The sequence below is a fragment of the Collinsella sp. OM08-14AT genome (genome assembly GCF_003438115.1).
Lineage (GTDB): Bacteria > Actinomycetota > Coriobacteriia > Coriobacteriales > Coriobacteriaceae > Collinsella.
Window position 1 is genome coordinate 41,398 of record NZ_QSTE01000006.1, and the last position, 18,285, is coordinate 59,682.

Genomic DNA, 18,285 nt, shown 5'->3' on the forward strand with positions numbered 1-18,285 from the left:
ATCTATCTACGTAGCGGTATCTCGAACACCTGTTTGATGCTGTGCTATGATATGAGGTCACCGAAGCTGCGTTAGGAGAGGAGAGACGGTGGCCGACCAGGACATCAAGATGCTCATCGAGCGCATTATGGCCGAGGCCCGGACCCATCAGTCTGCTCGCTTCTCAAACGAAGTCTATGCTGACGAGCCGATTCTCAAAACCGGTCGTCAAATGCAGAACTTCCTCCCCGACCAGTACCGCAAGATGCGCGAGATATCGCGTTGGCAAGAAGACCCCAAAGGCGGCGCGGGTCGCTGGCTTTCGGAAGCCGAGCTTTTCTACCGCCAAGGCCTGTTGATGGCCGACTTTGAAGACGACTGCCCCTACAACGGTACATTCAAGTCGTACTTTCCCACCTACAACGCCATGAGCGATCGGCAGCTGCGCGGCTATTTTACTTGGCGCGCCCAAGTGCGACGCGGAACCGTCGAGGAAACGTCTACGTCCTTTGCCTTCCTGTATCTCTATGAGCTGATCTGCGGCATTGGCGTTGATGACCCGCTCGATGGCTTTAGCAAGATCAAGGCCTTTTGGGATGCCTACCGTGCCTTCGAGCCCGGCATCGACCGGTTTGCACGCGTGTGGCTGCAAGATTACGCCGTATTCCACGGGCTCGACCCCAAGCTGCTTCGCGACTCTAAAACCGTCATGTTCGATAACGCCCTTATCGAGCTGCGGCGCGCGGCTCGAGACCTTGCGCCTACACCGACGCCGTCGGACTTGGCCCCCAAGCGCCGCAAGACCTCCGAGCCTACGCTCCCCCTTCCGCCCGACGAGGCGGGCGAGGAGCGACTCATGGCCGCCATCAATGCCCTCTCCACGTACAACCTCAATAACTCAAGACTCGATCGCGGCCACCATCGCGACCTACGCCACGTGGCATGCGCCGTATATGTCCGTATGGCGCGCTACTATGACACACACCGAAAGACCGGCATCGTAGCGAGCTTGTTTGGGGAGGAGACGACCATGCCCTACACCATGTTTGCCTCGGCCGTGTTCTTTGCGCCTAATCGCCACGAGGATTGCGAATACCGTCTGGACCCCATCCATATTTACCGTTGCCAAAATGGCTTTTGGGAATGCATGCGAATTCACGGCAGCAGGCAAAAGAGCAGCAAGCTTGGTGAGATGATGCGCGCCTGCGACCAACGCCTGCGCCTGGCCCTAGACCCCACCCACCCCCTAAAGGAGGAGAAGGTCCCCAAATATCTAGCCAAGATCATCGATGACGAGATCGTGGCATGGCTTTCGTGGGACGCCGCGCACCAACCCGTCAAGATCGATATCGACCTGAGCCAGCTGGGGCACATTCGGAGCGTCGCCGCGCAAACGCGTGAAGCGCTTTTGATTGATGAGGAGCGCGAGAACGATGTGTCTGTGGAAGCCGAGGCGACAATTATCGAGCAACCGAACACTGAGTCTGCGCCCGGCATGACTGCCGAACCTGGCGAGATGACCATACGGCAAGACGAACCCGACGAGCCGACTGTCTCCACCGAAGAGTTTGGCGTCGTGGCACCGCTCCTCGTGTCTGTGCCCGCACCCGTAACGCCCGCGCCCACTGACGCCGCGACCGAACTAGCGCCCGCCGCAAACGCTTTCCTTCGCGCGCTCCTCGAGCAAAACGCAGCGCAAGCGACATCGGCAGTGGCGCACTCGGGCCAGAGCGAGGACATGCTCGTCGATAGCATCAACGAGGCGCTCTTTGACCTGGTGGGCGACACCGTAATTGAATTTGGCGCGGCAGGACCGCACATTATCGAGGACTACGAAGCAGACGTGAGAGGATACCTAGACCATGAGTGATACCGCATCCGCAGCACCCCGTGTGCCCAAGCGCGTCGCCGCCGTCATTCTCAACTCGCTCAAGGGCGGCGTTGTCCCGCGCATCGGCCTTCCCTACATCACCGTAGGGCGCGAGATCGAGATCCGCGCCATACTCACCGACCTGAGCCTCATCGCCGACGGCGGCGCGAGCTTCCGCTTTCTGGTCGGTCGCTACGGAGCCGGCAAGAGCTTTTTGCTCCAGACCATCCGCACGCACGCCATGGGCGAGGGATTCGTCGTGGCCGATGCCGACCTGTCCCCTGAGCGCCGCCTGCAGGGCGGCCAGGGACAGGGCCTTGCCACCTACCGCGAGCTCATCCGCAACATATCGACCAAGACGCGCCCCGAGGGCGGTGCGCTTAACCTTATCCTGGATCGCTGGGTCGCCTCGTGTGCCGATGCCGACGAGTCTGCCGTCAATGCCCAACTGGCCCCGCTCGAGGAAATGGTCCACGGCTTTGACTTCGCCCGCATGCTCCGCCGTTATCGCACGGCCGTCTCGGAGGGCGACGAAGAAGCTATGAGCCGCGTGACCAAATGGATTCGCGGCGAGTACCGCACCAAGAGTGAGGCACGCGCCGAGCTGGGCTCCTCGACCATCATCAGCGATGACGACTGGTACGACTACGTTAAGCTCATTGCGCGCTTTTTGGTCTGCAGCGGCTACAAGGGCATGCTGGTGCTCATCGACGAGCTCGTGAATCTGTATAAGATTCCCAACGCCATCACACGCCAATACAACTACGAGAAGATCCTGACCATGTACAACGACACGCTCCAGGGCAAGGCGCAGTACCTGGGCATGATCATGGGCGGCACGCCAACCTCCATCGAAGACCGCCGCCGCGGCGTGTTCTCCTACGAGGCCCTGCGCAGCCGACTCGCTCAGGGCCGCTTTGCGCGCGAAGACCTTAAGGACATGCTCGCGCCCATCATCCGCCTGCAGCCACTCACCTATGAGGAGCTGCTGGTGCTCATCGAAAAACTCATGCAGATCCATGCCGGCTACTTTGGCTGGACGCCCTCGCTTACCGAAAACGACTTGGTGGACTTCCTCAAGATTGAGTTTGGCCGCGTGGGAGCCGATACGCACTTGACGCCGCGTGAGGTCATCCGCGACTTTATCGAGCTGCTCGATATCCTGTGTCAGAACCCCGATGCAAATGTGGCCGAGTTGCTGCAAAGCGTCGGCGGCGACGCGCTGGCGCCGGCAGCCGCAACAGGCGACACCGGCACCGCAGGCGGCGACCGCAACTTCGCCGAATTCACTATCTAACCTGCCAAAAAGGGACAGGTTTATTTTGGCAGGTTTTATCTGCACAAACGTTGAGACAGTAATGTAGCGAACCACTGCTCGCTGCGTTAAGAGGTTCGTATTTGAGGGGAGGCCCCGTGAACGCTTTTGACCGATATGCCCCGTTTATCCAAGACTTCATCTACTCCCACGATTGGGAGAGCTTGCGCTCTATCCAGGTTGCGGCAGCAGATGCCATCTTTAACACGCAAGATAATGTGCTCCTGACGGCATCCACGGCTTCCGGCAAAACCGAGGCAGCCTTCTTTCCCATCCTGACCGAGTTTTGGGAGAACCCGCCCGCAAGCGTGGGCGCCCTCTACATCGGCCCCCTCAAGGCGCTCATCAATGATCAGTTCGTCCGTCTCAACGACCTCTGCGAAGAGGCCGATATCCCTGTCTGGCACTGGCATGGCGATGTCTCGCAGTCGCACAAGGCTAAGCTCATCAAAAAACCGAGCGGCATCTTGCAGATTACGCCCGAGTCACTCGAAGCGCTCTTAATCCATAAGCACATGGCGATCCCGCGCATGTTTTGCGACCTGCGCTACGTGGTCATCGACGAGGTCCATTCGCTCATGCGCGGCGACCGTGGCGGGCAGACGCTCTGCCTTATCGAGCGGCTCTCGCGCATGGCCGGCGTGCAGCCTCGACGCATCGGCCTTTCTGCCACCATCGGCGACCCCGAGCGCACGGGCGCTTTTCTCTCACAGGGAACGGGGCGCGACTGTGTTATCCCCCGCTTTGAAGAACCGCGCCGCGTGTGGCGCATCTCCATGGAGCACTTCTACAACTCGGGTCCCCAGGCACAGCAGCGGGGATTCGAGAGCACGGGTCCTCAAGAGGCCGAAGTGCTTGCGTGCGAGCGTATCGAGGCGGCGGCATCCGCGGCACTGCCCGCCGGCGCCCAAGACATGCGTCACAGCGGACAGCTCACACAAGAGGAGCGCCGTCAACGTCGTGAGCGGGCACGGGGCAAGGCCGCTCCCAAGGACCGCCAAACTTCCTCGGCCCCCGAGGGCGAAGTCGACATCCCACGAGCGACCGAGCAGGCGCTTCTCAACCCCACCGACACGGCGCCCGACAACGCCGACCCCGGTATGGGCTATATCTTTGAACATACGCGCGGCCGTAAGTGCCTGGTCTTTGCCAACTCGCGCGAGGAGGCAGAGGCCGTGTGCTCCATGCTGCGCAGCTACTGCGAGAGCCGGCACGAGCCCGACCGCTTCCTTATCCATCACGGCAACCTCTCGGCATCGCTACGCGAGACGGCAGAAGAGCTCATGCGCGACGAGGAACAGGCACAGACAACCGTCACCACCTCCACGCTGGAGCTCGGCATTGATATCGGTCGCCTGGAGCGCGCGTTCCAGATCGATGCACCGTTTACCGTCAGCTCCTTTTTGCAGCGCATGGGGCGCACGGGACGCCGCGATCTTCCGCCCGAGATGTGGTTTGTCATGCGCGAGGAAGAGCCCGAGCCGCGCACGATGATGCCTGAAACGATACCTTGGAAGCTCCTCCAGGGCATCGCGCTCGTACAACTCTATCGCGAGGAAAAGTGGGTCGAGCCGCCCGAGCTCGATCGACTCCCCTACAGCCTGCTCTATCACCAGACCATGTCGACCCTCGCCAGCACCGGCGAACTCACGCCTGCCGAACTTGCCCAGCGCGTGCTCACGCTCAGCTATTTCCACCGCGTCTCGGCCGATGACTATCGCGTACTGCTGCGCCACCTCATCAAGATCGACCACATCCAGGTCACCGAGGGCGGTGGGCTCATTGTGGGCCTCGCGGGCGAGCGCATCATTAACAACTTTAAGTTCTATGCCGTGTTCCAGGAAAACGAGGAGTTCACTGTTCGCAGCGAGTCGGCCGAGTTGGGCACGATCGTCAATCCCCCACCGCCCGGTGAGCGCATCGCCATCGCAGGCCATTGCTGGATTGTCGAGGAAGTGGACTGGAAGCGTCATACCGTCTTTGCCACGCAGGTCAAGGGCCGTGTGCCGGCCTACTTTGGCGACTGCCCCGGTGACATCAATACACACGTACTCGAACGCATGCGCAAGACGCTCAACGAGCATGCGGCATATCCGTATCTCATGGGCAACGCACGGGCACGTCTTGCACAGGCTCGCCATGCGGCCGAGATTTCGGGCGCAGGGACCAAGCCACTCATCAACCTGGGCGGCGATACCTGGGTGCTCTTCCCCTGGCTGGGCAGCTACGCCTTTTTGGCGCTCGAGCGCATGCTCAAGATTAAATGTGCCGCTGAGCTGGGCCTTCGCGGACTCGACCCGTCACGCCCGTACTTTATGCAGTTTAAGATGAAGGCCGACGAGGAGACGTTCTTTGAGGTGCTCGCCGCCGAGGCCGAAAAGGACTTCGATCCCATCGAGCTCGTCTATCCTGGCGAGGTGCCTTACTTTGACCGCTACGACGAGTTTGTTCCCGAAGAGCTCGTGCGCAAGGGCTTTGCCGAAGGTGTGCTCGACGTCGAGGGTATGAAGCAGCGCGTCCGCAGCTGGCGCGACCACGTCTAAAACCAGTCTTTTTGGGACGGGGAGACTTACTTGTCGTGAAGAACGGTGCCGAGGAAGTCAGCGTCGAAGGGCACGGCTTCGGCAAAGACGTAGTCGCCGTCGCTGGCGATGAGCAGGTAGTTTTCCTCGCCGCCGAACTCTGTATCGCCGCATGGGACCACCCAGGCGTGGGCGAATACCTCGAGTGCCGTGGCAGCGCAATCGCGCAGGAACGTCACATCGCTCCCCTCGTTTGCGCTCACGATATTGGCAACGTAGATACCCCCGTGGTTCAGGCTGCCTCGCACCAAACGCAACGCCTCAACCGTCGCCAGCTCGCGTACGGGCTCGGCACCGCCAAAGCAATCGCTCACGATAACGTCGTAGCGACGATGTCCCACGCTCGTCACGCCCAGGTACGAACGCGCCTCGGCGGTAATCACCCGCAAGCGGTCGCCCACCGCGCGCTCCAGCTCGTCCAGGTAGAACCAGTGGCGCGCCAGGCGCGTAATCTCTCCGTCATACTCAATGACGTCCATGCGCAAGCTCTCGTGCGACATCAACGCGAACTTGGGATAGGCAAACCCACCGCCGCCCAGCATGAGCATACGGTCGATACCATGACCGTAAGCATCACGCATTGCGTCCTCGGCCTCAAACACATCGTCGAACGCACGATAGTACGCAAAGACGGGCTCCGCCCAGCGCTCGCCAACGTAACTCGCGCTTTGGTAGACGCCACCTTGCACGAGCACACGGACCTCGTCACCGCCCTCGTCGTGCACGCGTTTCACACGTGCCAACCCGTTGCGGGTTCGCGCGACCTGCAGGCAGGCAGCGCGAACAGCAACGGCGGCCGCACCCAGCGCCGCAGCTCCCAGGGCAACGCCGGCAACGACGCCGGCAGAAACACTCGGCTTGTTCATTTAGAGCTCCTTTTGCAGATAAAGGCCATGGTCATAAAATCCAAGATGGCGATAGTACTCGCGTGTGCCAATCGCGCTAATCACGTTGATACGCGCATAACCCGCATCCCGGGCAATCTCGCACGCACGCTCTACGAGCAAACGCCCCAACCCGTGATGCTGCGCCGCCTGTCCCTGGTCGCCCACGCGCGCCGCCATGCCATACACGTGCACCTCGCGAATCATCGCCTCGTCCGGCGTCGTCGGCAACTCGTCCGCATGCGTGGTGACAAAGGCGCGATCGGGAAGCGACAGGCGCAAAAAGCCCGCGATCTTGCCCTGCGGCGTCACCCACTGCAAAAAGCGCTCGCGCGTCACCGGCGTCTCGTACGCCACTTCCTCGTCAAGGGTCAACTCGTCCAGATCGGCACCCGCCGTGCTGATCTCGCGATAGCGAATCTCACGCACCGTCGCACCATCACCCCGAGCAGCCAGGCGATTCTCAACGAGCTGGCGCAGGTTGGGCTTCTTGTTGCCCACCATAATGTCGTCGGAACTAAAGTCGCGGATCATGCGACTAATGCGGCAGAACGCCGGCGTCACCACGATGTCGTCGGCCAACACATCGAGCAGCTCTTCCTCGGTATAGGGGCGCCACTCGCCGCGCTCGTAGCGGCCCACCAGACGCGAGCCCTCGATGAGCGCACACGGGTAGACCTTGACCTCGTCGGGCATAAAGGCCCCCTCGGTCATAAAGCACTCGTAGTCGAGCTTGTCCCCCTTGGGCGTAGCACCCAGCAAATTGAGCATAAAGTGCGCATGGATCTTAAAGCCAAACAGACGCGCAAGCGAAAACGCCCGCTCAATCTGCGCCACCGAAATGCGACGCTCGTTGATATCGAGCAGGTGCTGGTCGAGGCTCTGGATGCCCATCTGGATCTTGGTGCAACCCAGGCAGCGAATGAGCGTGAGGGCCTTCGGCGTTACGGCATCGGGGCGCGTCTCGATAACGAGTCCCACCACGCGATGCTTCGCCGTCTCGTTGATGCGCTGCTGGCGCTCAAGCTCCTCCATCGTTGTCGTCTGCCACTCGGCAACCTCGCCCCACGGCGTACCGGGGCCGTACAGACGACGCACTGCGCGGTTATAGCCACCAACGACAGCATCCACACGCCCCTGCTCGTCGGCAACGCCGGCAGCAAGCTCAGCCTCGTCTGTCGCAATGCCAGCAGCCCGATAGCGCTCGCGGCGCTCTGTTACCACCGGCGGCAGGGCATCGGCGGGAGCGTCATCGAGCAGGCGCCCTGCCTCGGCACGGCTGATGCCCGGACGCGCCAACATGGGGTTGGCCGCCACGCCCGCCACCGCATCATCATTGAGTGCACGAAAGAGCTCCGACATAAACCATGTCTGGTACCCTTGCGGATAGTCGCTCCAGGTGCCACCGAGCACGATGAGCTCTATTTTGTCGGTCGCATGCCCCATCTGCGAAAGCGCGGTCAGACGAGCGCTCACCTGCAGATACGGGTCGAAGCAGTTTTGCTCCGCACGGGCGCACGCCGGCTCGGCATGCAGATAGCTTTTAGGCATGCGCAGATCGTTGGGGCAAAACAGGCAATCGCCCGAGCACGGCCAGGGCTTGGTGATGACGGTAATGGTCGCCACGCCCGAGGCCGTGCGACGAGGCTTCATACGCAGCACCTGCAGCAGTCGACGTTCCAGCTCGGCATCGACATTCCACCCAGCCCAACGAGCCGGCTCCTCACGTTTAACCCGCTGGTAGAACGGCAGCAAACGGCGCTTGGCCAAATCGCGTTTGTCGGCACCCTCACGGCGCGCCTCGGCATGTATCAATTTGACGAGCGCTTTGTCGTTCACGGTCTCGCCGCGACGCAGAGCCTCGAGTATGTTCAAGATAATCTGTTCCATGCCCCCATTGTAAAGGCAAAGGCGCCGGAGCCCGTCACGGCTCCGGCGCCTCCATCAAACAGCGCAGCTATGGTTTATAAGTCTTCGATAACCGCCCGTCACTCTGAATCAAATGACATGTCGCCCGAACCAACCTCAAAACGATACGTGGCGGACTTATCGCCATTATCGAATTCAGGATTCAAAATGGTCTCGCCGTCGTAGTCAAGCGGAAGGAAATCGCTCTCGAAGTCGCCGCTGCCCAAGGTGAGGCTCGCCTTAAAGCCCGTAGAGTTCGGAACCGTCATCTCCACATCGCCCGAGCCCACACTCACGTCCATCGACTTCGCGGGGGCCTGGTAGAGCTCGAACGTTACATCGCCCGACCCGACCTCTGCACTAAGCGCATCAGTCACGCTGCCCGCAAACTCTACATCTCCCGCACCCAGGAAAAGGTCGAAACCATCACAGGTGACACCGGCAATCTGCAGATCACCCGAGCCCACGTGCGCGTTGACTCCCTTCAGATGTTCGGCAACACGGCGCGGCAGCTCAACCGTAACCGAGCGGTCAATTGCCTTACCGTCATCACTTCCAAACTGAGAAACCTTGAGCGTCGAGTCCTCGACGGATGCGATGTTCTGCGTCGCGGCCTTGGAGGCATCCATACCATTGGCAACGCGTCCCCGCTCGATAACGCGAGCCTTGTTGCCATCAACAACCTTGACGTCCACCGTAGCCGCATCGATATCGAAATCGAGGTAGCGGAACTCATCGGCATCAAAGGTCGCACTCGAAAGTTGCTGAGGCTGAGCGGAATATTTACCGCTATCCAAGAGATCATCGTCGTCAAACATATCGTCAAAATCAGACAAATGGCCAGATAGAATACCGGTCGTACGCACCATATCGGAATGAGCCAATAGCCGCGAGGCACCAAATACAAGCCCGATGATGAGCACAAACGCTCCGATTCCAACACCCAAGCGTACCTTGGATTCATGCGAAAGCTTCATCATTCATCACCCTCTTTGGCGATCGGGTCAGCGGTAGTCGCGGTAGCCACGCCAGCATCAACCGAAGCGGAAACATTCTGAGCCCTAGATGTCACCGGTGCCGAACCAACCTGAATATCCCCGCGCGCCCAATCACCATCGAGCGCACGCGCCACCCAGTGATAGATGGGAATCGTAAAGAAGATCAGTGCGGCAAAGGGGCCGGCACCAAACGGGAACATCAGCAAAAAGAACAGCAGCCAGCACACGGCCCAATACGGGAACGACTGGAACGGACCCTTCACCGGAGTCGAGCCAACTGCGCCGCCACTCGTCGCCTGCGCCGTAGCGGCATTGGCGGCCTGTGCACTCCAGCTTGCCGCTTGCGCCGCCTTGGCGGCGGCGTCACTCGCCTGTGTTGCCGCCTCGGTAGCGCGCGCCGCCGCCTCATGGGTGCGAGCGCGCTCTGCTGCCTCGGCCTCGCGCTGACGGGCGCGGTCCTCGTTCTCAAACTCGATATCGTCCTCGATCTCATCGCTCGGATTGAGCAGCTCGTCCAGGCTCACGCCATAGAGCTTGGCGAGCGAGATCAGGTTCTCGGTATCGGGCGAGCTCTCCGCGCGCTCCCATTTACTGACCGCCTGGCGCGACAGCCCTAACTTTCGCGCCAACCCTTCTTGGCTAAAGCCCTTGCTGCGACGAAGGTCGGCGAGCCGCTGCGCAGTTTCTACATTCATGGTTCCTCCTATGTGATGCCAGCCGTGCCGCCGGACCGTTTTTGTTCTTAAGGCGCCTTGCACAGTTAAAAATCTATCCGCCACCGCCAAAAGCATGCCACCTATTCTAGTGAGATTTTTGACAACCGGCGGTTGCGGGTGCATATGAGCTGCGGAAATGTGTCCAAACAAAGCAATGGGGCCTAGCTCAGTTGTCCCCGTTGCGGCGTTAACGGTAGTATGGTCATACTGTTTATACCGCACCGCCAACGGAGGGAGTTCCGCGCCGTGAACCGCGATTTCGCCTCATCGCTCATCCAGCTCAACAACACGTTCTATCGCGAGCACTCCGCCTCCTTTTCCGATACGCGCCAGGCCCCGTGGCCCGGCTGGGTGCGCACCATGGACATCGCGCTCGAACAGCTCGACGTCGCCACGATCGAGCATCCCGTCCGCGTCTTCGATCTCGCCTGCGGCAATATGCGATTCGAAAACTTTGCCGCCGGCGGCGCACTTGCCGCCAAGGGCGTCGACGGCGCAAACCCCTCGGCAGATGCCAGCTGCCCGTTTGAGTTCTATGGCGTCGACTCGTGCCAAGACCTGGCCATCGATGCACGCGGTCACGCCCTGCGCATTCCCAACCTGCACTTCCAGGAACTCGATGTGCTCGACGCCCTCATGAAGCTCAATCCCGCCGAGACACCCGATGTGCTTTTCGACGCCCCGCTCGCCGACATCTCGGTCTGCTTTGGCTTTATGCACCATGTGCCGTCGTGCGAGTACCGTGTACGCGTGCTCGACGCCCTGGTGCGCCAGACGCGCCCAGGCGGCATCATCGCCATCAGCTTTTGGGAGTTTATGAACGACGAGCGCATGGCGCGCAAGGCCGTTCGAGCCGAAGCCCGCGCCGAGCTCACCCCGCCGTTTGGGGGATACGATTCAGCGCAGTTTGAAGCCGGCGACCACCTCATTGGCTGGCAAAACGACCGCCACGCCTACCGCTATTGCCATCACTTTGACGATCAGCAGATCACCGACCTGGTGCGCGGCGTCCGTACGTTCTACAAGAGCGGCGAGGTCCCCGTGCGCGAGCTTGAGCGTTTCCATGCCGACGGTCGCAGCGGAGAGCTCAACCGCTATGTGATTCTCAAGCGCCTGTAGGCACCGACGACTCGCCGCCGAGCCGCACCGCGTCTTTCGGGCAAACTATGCCCACTCTTTTTCAACCCATTGACGGAACGCGCAGCCATGCGTTCCATACTTATGACCAAGGAGCCTCATGGGAGCCGTCCACGTTCGCACGCCTAAGAACTTTGTGCTCGAGGAGCGCCTGGAGCGCTACGCCGATGCGATTGAGACGAACCCCGAGGCTTATGCCGGAGATTGGCGCGAGGCCTGTGCGCCCGCAGGCGGCAAGCCCTTCGAGCACCTTCACCTGGATCTGGGCTGCGGCAAGGGAACGTACCTTGTAGAGCGCGCGGCCCACGAGCCAAACACGCTCTTTATCGGTATGGACCAGGAGCCCATCTGCATCGCCTATGCCGCGCAGAAAATCTGCGAGCAGGAGCTGTCCAACGCACTCGTCCTGCCCCGAGGTGCCGCATCGCTGCCGCAGCTGTTTGCCGTAGGCGAGCTCGATGCCATCACCATCAACTTTCCCACGCCGCAGCCCAAGGCCAAGTACGCCAAAAAACGACTCGTCCATGTCGACCATCTGATGCTCTACCGCTCGCTCTTTGCAGCCGGCGCTACCGTCACGCTGCGAACCGATAGCAAGCCATTGCGCGACTACGCCCTGGGGCAGTTTGCCGCGGCCGGCTACGACACGCTTTGGGTTAGTGACGACGTCCGCCGCGACCATCCCGAGCACCCCGAGACCGAATATGAATGCCGCACGCGCGAGATGGGTGCCGCCGTCTATGGCATTTGCGCCACACCCGGCGAGAAGCCTACCGAAGAGCAACTCGCGGCAGGCCGAGCACAGGAGCAAAGCCTTGCCTGCTACCTGCCCGATAACCTCGATGAGCTCACCTACGTGCCTCTCGGCATGGAAGAGGCCGTCGAGAACTTTAAAAACCGTGCCCGCAAAGGCAAGAAGCGCCTGCCGCAGGAGCACTAACTTCACGCGCCCATTTCCTGCATTTTCTCGCGCGCTGGCACCCCGCGTCGCCGCTACGCCATAATGGATGGCGGACAAACGCGAGAGAAAGCAACCAAATGGCACAGACCACGACAGATACCGCCGCCAGCACCGTCTCCGGCGCCGGCGCCGCCAGCTCATTCTCGGGCGGCACGGGAACCGAAGCCGAGTTCGGCTCGCTCGGCGCGCTCTCCCCCACCTGGTGGGAGCCCGAGGACGGCAGTGAGCCCGAACCATGGCTCACGCCCGATCAGGCATTCGAGCGCTTCTTTGAATGGACGAGCGATCGCGGCATTGAGCTGTGGGATCACCAAGAAGAGGCCCTCATGGACCTGGCCGCCGGCGATCACGTCATTTTGGGCACACCGACCGGATCGGGCAAATCGCTCGTCGCGCTGGGCATGCTCTTTATGGGCATGGCACAGGGCAAGCGCTGCTATTACACGGCTCCTATCAAGGCTCTGGTCAGCGAGAAGTTCTTCGACCTGGTGCAGGTGCTCGGCCGCGATAACGTCGGCATGATCACCGGCGACACGCATATCAATACCAAGGCGCCCGTCATCTGCTGCACGGCCGAAATCCTCGCCAACGATGCACTGCGCGAGGGCGAGGACGCCGACGTGGGCTGCGTTGCCATGGACGAGTTCCACTACTTTGCCGACCCCGACCGCGGCTGGGCCTGGCAGGTACCGCTGCTCACCCTGCCCCACACGCAGTTTATGCTCATGAGCGCCACGCTCGGTGATGTCACCGCCATCGCCGCCTCGCTCGAGGAACACACCGGCGCTGCTTGCGACTTGGTTGTCGACGCCCCGCGTCCTGTTCCGCTGAGCTACGACTATGTGACGACCTCCCTCGAGGGCACGGTCGAGCTCGCCATGCGCCGCGGCGAGGCCCCGCTCTATATCGTGCACTTTAGCCAGGATGCCGCCCTTGCGACGGCACAGTCGCTCGCCAATTTTGGCATCGCCAGCAAGGAGCAGCGCGAAGCCATCAAAGAGGCGGCAAAGGGCACGAGCTTCTCCACGGCCTTTGGCAAGATTCTTAAGCGCTTGCTCGGATGCGGCGTCGGCGTGCACCATGCTGGCATGTTGCCGCGCTATCGTCTGCTGGTCGAGCGCTTGGCACAACAGGGCCTGTTGCCCGTCATCTGCGGCACCGATACGCTCGGCGTCGGCATCAACGTACCCATCCACACCGTGGTACTCACCGCGCTCACCAAGTTCGACGGCTACAAGATGCGTCGTCTGCGCGCCCGCGAGTTTCATCAGATTGCCGGTCGCGCCGGCCGCTCGGGCTTCGATACCGAGGGCATGGTGATTGCCGAGGCACCCGAGCACGAGATCGAGAATGCCAAGCTTATGGCCAAAGCGGGCGACGACCCCAAAAAACTCCGTAAGATTAAAAAGAAGAAGGCACCCGAGGGCTTTGTCACCTGGAATAAGCAGACCTTTGAGCGCCTGATCGAGACGCAGCCAGAAACGCTCAAGCCGCGCCTGCGCATCACGCACTCCATGGTGATTAGCGTGGTCGAGCAGGGCGGCGATGCGCGAGCCCGCGTGCACGACCTCATCGAGACAAGCCTGCAAACGCCCGAGGAAAAGGCCAAGCTCGAGGTTCGCGCCGACGAAATCTTCGCCACGCTCATCGATTCCGGCGTCGTCGTGCGCGCCGAGGTGCCGCCCGCACCCGATGCCCCGGCTGACGCCGCACCAGACATCGACTATGCGCTGACGGTCGATCTGCCCGAGGACTTCGCGCTCGATCAGCCGCTCTCGCCGTTCTTGCTTGCCGCGTTGGAGCTGCTCGATCCCGAGAGCGAGACCTATACCATGGACTTAATCTCAATGGTCGAGGCAACGCTCGAGGATCCCAAGCAGGTGCTGCGCGCACAGGAGCGCGCAGCACGCGATCGCGCTATGGCCGAGATGAAGGCCGACGGCATCGAATATGAGGAGCGTCTGGAGCGCATTCAAGACGTCACGTACGAAAAGCCGCTCGAGAATTTGCTCGACGCCGCTTTTGACAAGTACTGCCAGGAAGTACCCTGGGCAAACGACTATCAGCTCTCTCCCAAGAGCGTTCTGCGCGATATGCTGGAAAGCGCGAGCGATTTTAAGGGCTACATTCAAAAGCTCGGCATCGCCCGCTCCGAGGGTATTTTGCTGCGCTACCTGGCAGAGGCCTACCGTTCGCTCGACCGCACCGTACCCATCGAGAAGCGCGACGAGCGCCTGCGCGACATTATCTCGTGGCTGGGCTTTGTGGTGCGCTCGGTCGACTCGAGCCTGGTGGACGAGTGGGAGAACGCTGGCAACCCGGCAGCCCTCGACACCACGCCGCCGCAGGGCATCGACGAGGTCGTGGCGGACCGCCGCGGCTGCACGCTGTTGGTGCGCAACGCGCTCTTCCGCCGCGTGACCCTTGCCGCCCGCGAGCACGTTCGCGACCTGGGCGAGCTCGACGACGACTGGGGCATGAGCGAGATCCGCTGGCAAAAAGCACTCGACGCTTACCACGAGCAGCACGAGGAAATCCTCACCGACGGAGATGCCCGCAGCGCCGCGATGTTTTCCATCGATGAGTCCGACGAGAAGACCGCGCACGTATGGCACGTGCACCAGATCTTTGCCGACGAGGATGGCGACCACGACTTTGGCATCATGGGCGATGTCGATCTGGACGCCACGCAAGACGGCGGCGAGGTCATCTTCAAAAACTACCGCGTCGGCTTTATCGAGGACCTGCTCGAGGACTAGCCGAACATACTGGAGCGAAACAAGCGGGGCCGTTGGCAATATCGCCAGCGGCCCCGCTTTTGCACTATCTGCTATGCCTTACTCGGCATCCTCGACCTCATATGAATCCGCCTCGGCGGGCTCATCGTTTGTCTCCGTCGCAGCCCCGCGCGCCTCGTCAAACGCCGCCTTCATGGTCTTGTTGCCCCATGTGAGCTTGCGAATGGTAAGATCGTCGGCTTTCTTGTTGGCAAGGCGCAGATTGTTCTCGGAGGACAGCAACGCCTCCTTGGTTTTCTGCAGATGGCTAATCGTCTTGTCGATCTCATCGATTGCCGTTTGGAACTTGCGACTCGCGATCTCGCAGTTGCGGCCGAAATCGTTCTTGAACTTTTCCATCTTGGCTTCGAAGTTCGTGACGTCGATATTCTGCTGCTTGTACTCCGCCAGCTCCTGCTTATAGCGCAGCGAACCCATGGCGGCGTTGCGAAGAAGTGTAATCATGGGAATGAAAAACTGTGGGCGAATCACGTACATCTTCTCGTAGCGATAGCTCACGTCGACCATCCCTGCGTTATAGAGCTCGCTCTCGGGCTCGAGTAGCGTGCAGAGCACCGCGTACTCACAGCCTTTCTGGCGACGATCGTGATCGAGCTTCTTAAAGAAGTCCTCGTTTTTGTGCTTGGTCGCAGTCTCGTCGTTCTCGTTTTTCATCTCGAACATAATCGAAATGACCTCGTTGCCGCTCGCGTCGCACTCGCGGAAGATAAAGTCGCCCTTGGTACCCTCGGACGCATCGTTGTCTTTCTCGAAGTACGCGTTAGGAAACGCCGTCATGCGCAGACGGTTAAACTCGGTCTCGCAGTGCTGCTCGAGCGACTCGCCCACCATCTTGGTGGACAGGCGGACCTTCATGTCCTTAAGGCGCTCAATCTCTTCATCCTTGTAGCGAATCAGGTCATCGCTCGCGCGCTTGGCCTGCGCAAGCTCGAGCTCGTGTGCCGCCTTGGCCTGTTCCTCGCGAGAATCGCGCACCGCCAGCTCGCTCGTCAGCTTGGCACGTGCCTCATCGCGCTCTCGCTCCACCGCGGCGACCGCCTCCGACAGGTTCATTTTTGCCATCAGTTCCTGCTCGCGCAACTGGGCACGCAGACCCTCGGCCTCTTGCTCAGATTGTGCCTTTGCGGCGGAAAACTTCTCCTGTACCGTCGCGCGGTAGTCAGCAAGCGCGCGCTCAGCTTCACCGCGAGCAGCATCGAGCTCGCGCTGCGACTCTGCCGCGGCAGCGGCAAGCGCCATCTCCTGGGCCTTGTCCGCCGCGGCAAGCCTGGCCTGCAGCTCGGCAATCTGAGCATCACGTGCAGCCAAATCGTTTTGAGCAGCATTGCGCGCCACCGACTCGACGAGCTTGGCTTCGTCATCTTTGCGCTCCAGCTGCGCACGCAAATTGTCGATTTCTCGCTGAAGCTCGGCGTTTTCCTTTTGAGCATCGGCACGGGCCTCAACCGCCGCGCGCTGACTTGCGCTCTCGCGCTCTGTGGCAGCGCCCTCGAGCTTGGCGCGCAGCTCGGCAAGCTCAGCGTCGCGCTTGGCAACCTCTTGTGCCAGCTTCTGCTCCGCGGCGTTCTTCTGCTCGACAAGTTGAGCGTTGCGCTGAGAATCTGCCTTTTGCAAGGCAGCCGTCGAACGCGAGCGCTCAAGCTCCAGCGCCTGCTCGCCCTCGCGCTGGACTGCCTTCACACGCTCATCCAGGTCGCGCGAAAACTCGGCATTGCGCACTTGCTTGACGATGTCCGCATAGCCAGACGCATCGACCTTAAAAACTTCGCCACAATGCGGGCACTTGATCTCGTTCATAGCAGCTCCTCGATGGACGCAAATTTCAACCGCTTACACTCTACCGCGCCGCACGGACAAAAAAGACGCCGCCGCCATAATAGCAACAGCGCCAGAACCACCACAAAGGTGCCTGTCCCCTTTGTGGCGGTTTGTGTGACGGTTCGAGAATTACAGTCCAAAGAAGCTCAAGATCTGGTCTCGGCTTACGGGCTTGTACTCGTTGGCGTCGAGGCCCACATCGTAGCGATAAATGGGGCGCTCGCGATCGCGGTTGCGCGCGTTGGTGCGGTCTCCCCTGCTGTGGATATGCCCGTGCAGCATGATGGCGCCACGCGCCTTGCCATTCCAGCTGAGCATGGGGTAATGGCTCAACACCAGGCGATGGCCCTTGGCATAGCCGGGAGCAATCTCCAGGTAATCACGCACGTCTTCCCAGATTTGGGGCGCAGCTGGATCTTCCCAGTCACCGTCATGGTTGCCACGGATGAGCGTTACGTTCTGACATTCGATGCGCTCGCGCAGGCGCACAGCATCCGCCAGGGGCAAACGATAGGTAAAGTCTCCCAAGATATAGAGACGGTCGTCCGCCGCCACGCACTCATTCACGGCATCGATGACCTTGCGGTTCATCTCCTCGACCGAGCCAAATGGCCGGTCCATGTCGTGCAGGATATTCGTGTCGCCCAGGTGCAGGTCGGCGGTAAACCACATCATCGTCTCTGTCCTCATTTCGCAACGTGTTCAACTCGTGCTAAGTATACAGACGCAGCGATGCGGCGGTTATCCAAAGAGCCCGCCGAACAGTCCGCGGCGGCGCTTGTCTTGCTTTTTCGAAGCGTCACCCTGAGTTTTCTTGTCCTGCCGCTTCTTACGGTCCTGCTCCAGCTCATCATCGTCGAGCAGCATATCCCACTCAAACGGGTCATCCGTCAGATCGAACAGGCCATCGTCATCAAACATGGCAGCCTCCCTTACCGACTAGCGAGCATCCACCACGTAGAGGCCAACGCGCACCTGGTGCCACGGGCTACGCTCGGGGGCAACCTGCTGCACGCGCGCCTCAAATACACCCTCGTGTCCATAATGCATCATCACGGATAGCGGGCCGACCCCGTTTCCCGGAACATAGCCGAGCTTGGTGTTGCCGTAATAGATCGCAACCGCCTCAGGGTCATGGGGATTATCGCGCTCGGCACACAGCGTCAGCTTATCGCCGACCTTAAGATCGCCCAGGACCAAGGCACCGTCGGCATACTGAAATCCTGCGATATGAAACGACAAAAGAACACGTGAAGGCTCGTACATGGCAGCTCCTCTAACGGCCGGATAAACCGGCGCTTAACCTTATTGAGAAGTCT

General features: G+C 60.8%; 14 protein-coding genes. 6 read left to right on the forward strand and 8 right to left on the reverse strand.

Annotated elements, in window-relative coordinates:
- The first annotated feature begins 88 nt into the window (after positions 1–88).
- The 3 genes from DXC18_RS04755 to DXC18_RS04765 all read left to right on the forward strand — a co-directional run bounded on the left by DXC18_RS04755 (position 89) and on the right by DXC18_RS04765 (position 5,707).
- A complete protein-coding gene (locus DXC18_RS04755) occupies positions 89–1,849 on the forward strand; it encodes a TerB N-terminal domain-containing protein (protein WP_233509007.1) in 1,761 nt (586 codons plus the stop codon).
- Positions 1,842–3,146, forward strand: a complete 1,305-nt coding sequence (locus DXC18_RS04760; RefSeq protein ID WP_117716479.1) for an ATP-binding protein — start codon at positions 1,842–1,844, stop codon at positions 3,144–3,146. The genes DXC18_RS04755 and DXC18_RS04760 overlap by 8 nt, the downstream gene beginning before the upstream one ends.
- Positions 3,147–3,262: 116 nt before the next feature.
- On the forward strand, positions 3,263–5,707 hold the full coding sequence (locus tag DXC18_RS04765) for a DEAD/DEAH box helicase (protein WP_117716480.1): 2,445 nt from the start codon (positions 3,263–3,265) through the stop codon (positions 5,705–5,707).
- 26 nt (positions 5,708–5,733) lie between these two features.
- Here DXC18_RS04765 and DXC18_RS04770 read toward each other — a convergent pair whose 3' ends face one another.
- The 4 genes from DXC18_RS04770 to DXC18_RS04785 all read right to left on the reverse strand — a co-directional run bounded on the left by DXC18_RS04770 (position 5,734) and on the right by DXC18_RS04785 (position 10,231).
- A complete protein-coding gene (locus DXC18_RS04770; RefSeq protein WP_117716481.1) occupies positions 5,734–6,612 on the reverse strand; it encodes a spermidine synthase in 879 nt (292 codons plus the stop codon).
- Positions 6,613–8,520 (reverse strand): elongator complex protein 3, encoded by a 1,908-nt coding sequence (locus tag DXC18_RS04775; protein WP_117716482.1) that lies wholly within the window; start codon positions 8,518–8,520, stop codon positions 6,613–6,615.
- A 98-nt stretch (positions 8,521–8,618) separates the two neighbouring features.
- The gene (locus DXC18_RS04780; RefSeq protein ID WP_158551968.1) at positions 8,619–9,515 is read right to left on the reverse strand and encodes a DUF4097 family beta strand repeat-containing protein; all 897 of its coding nucleotides are present in this window, start codon (positions 9,513–9,515) and stop codon (positions 8,619–8,621) included.
- Entirely contained in the window at positions 9,515–10,231 is a 717-nt protein-coding gene (locus DXC18_RS04785; protein WP_117716484.1) for a helix-turn-helix domain-containing protein, read from the reverse strand. Before DXC18_RS04785 ends, DXC18_RS04780 begins: the two co-directional genes overlap by 1 nt.
- A gap of 267 nt (positions 10,232–10,498) precedes the next feature.
- Here DXC18_RS04785 and DXC18_RS04790 point away from each other — a divergent pair, with 267 nt between their 5' ends.
- The 3 genes from DXC18_RS04790 to DXC18_RS04800 all read left to right on the forward strand — a co-directional run bounded on the left by DXC18_RS04790 (position 10,499) and on the right by DXC18_RS04800 (position 15,109).
- Positions 10,499–11,371, forward strand: a complete 873-nt coding sequence (locus tag DXC18_RS04790; protein ID WP_117716485.1) for a hypothetical protein — start codon at positions 10,499–10,501, stop codon at positions 11,369–11,371.
- Between the two features lie 118 nt (positions 11,372–11,489).
- Positions 11,490–12,329, forward strand: coding sequence for a tRNA (guanosine(46)-N(7))-methyltransferase TrmB (locus DXC18_RS04795; RefSeq protein ID WP_117716486.1), 840 nt, complete (start codon positions 11,490–11,492; stop codon positions 12,327–12,329).
- Between the two features lie 98 nt (positions 12,330–12,427).
- Entirely contained in the window at positions 12,428–15,109 is a 2,682-nt protein-coding gene (locus tag DXC18_RS04800; protein ID WP_117716487.1) for an RNA helicase, read from the forward strand.
- Positions 15,110–15,187: 78 nt separating this feature from the next.
- On the opposite strand, the gene DXC18_RS04805 is transcribed toward DXC18_RS04800, so the two are convergent.
- From DXC18_RS04805 to DXC18_RS04820, 4 genes are all read right to left on the reverse strand, one after another.
- Positions 15,188–16,945 carry a DUF2130 domain-containing protein gene (locus DXC18_RS04805; RefSeq protein ID WP_117716488.1) on the reverse strand — a complete coding sequence of 586 codons (1,758 nt, stop codon included), beginning with the start codon at positions 16,943–16,945 and terminating at the stop codon, positions 15,188–15,190.
- Between the two features lie 150 nt (positions 16,946–17,095).
- A complete protein-coding gene (locus DXC18_RS04810; protein WP_117716489.1) occupies positions 17,096–17,656 on the reverse strand; it encodes a metallophosphoesterase in 561 nt (186 codons plus the stop codon).
- Positions 17,657–17,707: 51 nt separating this feature from the next.
- The gene (locus tag DXC18_RS04815) at positions 17,708–17,887 is read right to left on the reverse strand and encodes a hypothetical protein (RefSeq protein ID WP_117716490.1); all 180 of its coding nucleotides are present in this window, start codon (positions 17,885–17,887) and stop codon (positions 17,708–17,710) included.
- 18 nt (positions 17,888–17,905) lie between these two features.
- Complete coding sequence (locus DXC18_RS04820; RefSeq protein ID WP_117716491.1) at positions 17,906–18,232, reverse strand: HIRAN domain-containing protein; 327 nt, start codon at positions 18,230–18,232, stop codon at positions 17,906–17,908.
- Between the last annotated feature and the right edge of the window lie 53 nt (positions 18,233–18,285).

Coding starts and splice junctions, on each gene's coding strand:
- DXC18_RS04780 (WP_158551968.1), bottom strand. CDS start 9,515: ATGAAGCTTTCGCATGAATCCAAGGTACGCTTGGGTGTTGGAATCGGA.
- DXC18_RS04795 (WP_117716486.1), top strand. CDS start 11,490: ATGGGAGCCGTCCACGTTCGCACGCCTAAGAACTTTGTGCTCGAGGAG.
- DXC18_RS04760 (WP_117716479.1), top strand. CDS start 1,842: ATGAGTGATACCGCATCCGCAGCACCCCGTGTGCCCAAGCGCGTCGCC.
- DXC18_RS04800 (WP_117716487.1), top strand. CDS start 12,428: ATGGCACAGACCACGACAGATACCGCCGCCAGCACCGTCTCCGGCGCC.
- DXC18_RS04815 (WP_117716490.1), bottom strand. CDS start 17,887: ATGTTTGATGACGATGGCCTGTTCGATCTGACGGATGACCCGTTTGAG.
- DXC18_RS04775 (WP_117716482.1), bottom strand. CDS start 8,520: ATGGAACAGATTATCTTGAACATACTCGAGGCTCTGCGTCGCGGCGAG.
- DXC18_RS04810 (WP_117716489.1), bottom strand. CDS start 17,656: ATGAGGACAGAGACGATGATGTGGTTTACCGCCGACCTGCACCTGGGC.
- DXC18_RS04785 (WP_117716484.1), bottom strand. CDS start 10,231: ATGAATGTAGAAACTGCGCAGCGGCTCGCCGACCTTCGTCGCAGCAAG.
- DXC18_RS04820 (WP_117716491.1), bottom strand. CDS start 18,232: ATGTACGAGCCTTCACGTGTTCTTTTGTCGTTTCATATCGCAGGATTT.
- DXC18_RS04805 (WP_117716488.1), bottom strand. CDS start 16,945: ATGAACGAGATCAAGTGCCCGCATTGTGGCGAAGTTTTTAAGGTCGAT.
- DXC18_RS04770 (WP_117716481.1), bottom strand. CDS start 6,612: ATGAACAAGCCGAGTGTTTCTGCCGGCGTCGTTGCCGGCGTTGCCCTG.